This is a genomic window from Mesorhizobium sp. B1-1-5 (assembly GCF_006443065.1).
GTDB lineage: Bacteria > Pseudomonadota > Alphaproteobacteria > Rhizobiales > Rhizobiaceae > Mesorhizobium.
This window is the reverse complement of sequence record NZ_VFWS01000287.1, coordinates 1-1,793: the sequence shown is the minus strand read 5'-3', so window position 1 is coordinate 1,793 and position 1,793 is coordinate 1. Positions and strand designations below refer to the sequence as shown.

Genomic DNA, 1,793 nt, shown 5'->3' with positions numbered 1-1,793 from the left:
GGTGCTGACGACGGGCTCGAAATACAGCGTCAAATCCTTGTGGAACGACCAGGCCGCCGACAAGCACGCCGTGCAGGCCCTCGTCGGCATGGAGTATGCGACGGAAAAATACAGCGGACCGGCCGCCGGCGTGGTTTTCGCATCGCCCACCACTTCCGGCTGCGAAGGCGCGATGGTGCGGGTGGCGCCGTTCGCCAGCCCGTGTTCGGAGATCCCGTCCGTTCTTCCGCAAGGCAGCAAGATCACCGACCATCTCGGCCAGGTAGAAGTGTATGAGCTGGGCGGCAATTCGGGCGAAGCGCTTCTGCTGCCGACCGGCAATAGCTGCGTGGTGATTTCCATCGCGTCGGCGTCGAAGTGAGACCCGGGATAGGCGAATGGGCGAGGGCTCCTGGAAAGGATTGCAGACCATGATATCGCGACATCTGGCAGTTTTGTGCATGGCCCTGCTGTGGAGCGGGCAGGTTGTCTCGGCCGACCTTGTGGCGCCGCCGGAGCCTGAGCCGAAGGAGGAAAAGGGCATCTGGGGGGCGATCGCCTATTCCAGCATCGATACCAAGCACGGCTTCTTCTGGGGCGCCGACAAGCGCCAGGAGGCGAAGGACGCCGCGATGAAATATTGCGAGAACGCCGGCGGCAAGGGCTGCACTGTTGTCACGGTGTTCCGCAATCATCGCCATTGGACAGACGACGACGAGACGGGCTTTCCCTACAAGCGCTGCGGTGCCCTAGCTGTGGCTAAGGAGAAGCAGAGCGACCGGCTGACGCCGTGGGGCGCGAACTCCGCCGAGACCCGCAAAGACGCGGAAGATCTCGCTCTGCATGCCTGCGAGGCGGCGGGAACCGAATGCAAGGTCCGCGAGTGGGTCTGTACCTGAAGCGCGCCGCGCTCACACGGCGCGCTTTGGAATTGCTTTTGCACGCTGCGTGAGGCAGATGACCATGCCCGCGGCCCCGAAAATCCCATCCGGTTTTCGGGGCCATGCGCGTGAACCCCGAAAGAGAAAGTCGCAATCGTTGTTTGACAGATTTGTTCTTCTGAAGGCGGCCGCAATCTGCGCGGCGGCGCTGCCCGCATCGAGTGCCTGTGCGCAACAACAGCAGGCGGCCACGCTTCCAAACGGCGCGTCGTCGCTCCAGGAGACCTATCAGGACTGGAGCCTGGCCTGCACCATCCAGGACAATGCACGCGCCTGCTCGGTTTCGCAGGACCAGACGCAGAAGAACGGCCAGAGGCTGCTGGCTGTGGAGCTGCGCGCGGGACCGAAGGGTGGATTGACCGGAACCCTGCTTCTGCCGTTCGGCATCCTGTTCGACCCAGGCGTGACGATCCAGATCGACGACCAGCCGCCCCTCGGCCAGTTGCGGTTCCGCACCTGCCTGCCGAACGGATGCGTGGCGCAGTTTCCGATCGACCGCGCGCTGGCGCAGAAGCTGAAGGCGGGCGGCGTATTGACGCTCAACGTCATCACCGACGCCGAGACCAAGCTCAACTTCCCCGTCTCCCTGAAAGGCCTCGGCGCCGCCCTCGACCGCGTCGCGGCGCTGAGCGGGCGCTGAGGAGGGACGAAGTCGGTTTTACTCCAGCTCGCGCGGCCTTTGGGCCGCAGCGCCGGAGCCCCACAAGGCGCGCCTGAGCAGGTTCCGTCCGCCCTTGCGCGGGACAAGATTGATATCGCTGACAAGCTTTGCGCCGCCCTCGCGCCGCTCCAATGTGATCTTGCGGCTGTGGAAGGCTTCCAGCTCGGCGCGATGCGCGACGCTTATGATGGTCACCTTCGGTAGTTCATGGA

Annotated in this window: 3 protein-coding genes and 1 pseudogene; 3 read left to right on the top strand and 1 reads right to left on the bottom strand. The window is 64.2% G+C overall.

Annotated elements, in window-relative coordinates:
* The 3 genes and pseudogenes from FJ980_RS30515 to FJ980_RS30505 form a co-directional block, all read left to right on the top strand.
* A pseudogene (locus FJ980_RS30515) lies at positions 1 to 361 on the top strand (hypothetical protein); the annotation flags it as partial.
* A gap of 49 nt (positions 362 to 410) precedes the next feature.
* Entirely contained in the window at positions 411 to 878 is a 468-nt protein-coding gene (locus tag FJ980_RS30510) for a DUF4189 domain-containing protein (RefSeq protein WP_140547298.1), read from the top strand.
* A 58-nt stretch (positions 879 to 936) separates the two neighbouring features.
* Positions 937 to 1,560 (top strand): invasion associated locus B family protein, encoded by a 624-nt coding sequence (locus FJ980_RS30505; RefSeq protein WP_246676625.1) that lies wholly within the window; start codon positions 937 to 939, stop codon positions 1,558 to 1,560.
* An 18-nt stretch (positions 1,561 to 1,578) separates the two neighbouring features.
* Here FJ980_RS30505 and FJ980_RS30500 read toward each other — a convergent pair.
* Positions 1,579 to 1,793 (bottom strand): hypothetical protein (locus tag FJ980_RS30500; protein ID WP_140547297.1); only part of this gene is annotated, 215 nt, incomplete at its 5' end.

Excerpts from the sequence above, each read along its gene's own strand:
- FJ980_RS30510 (WP_140547298.1), top strand. The coding sequence starts at position 411 with ATGATATCGCGACATCTGGCAGTTTTGTGCATGGCCCTGCTGTGGAGC.
- FJ980_RS30505 (WP_246676625.1), top strand. The coding sequence starts at position 937 with ATGACCATGCCCGCGGCCCCGAAAATCCCATCCGGTTTTCGGGGCCAT.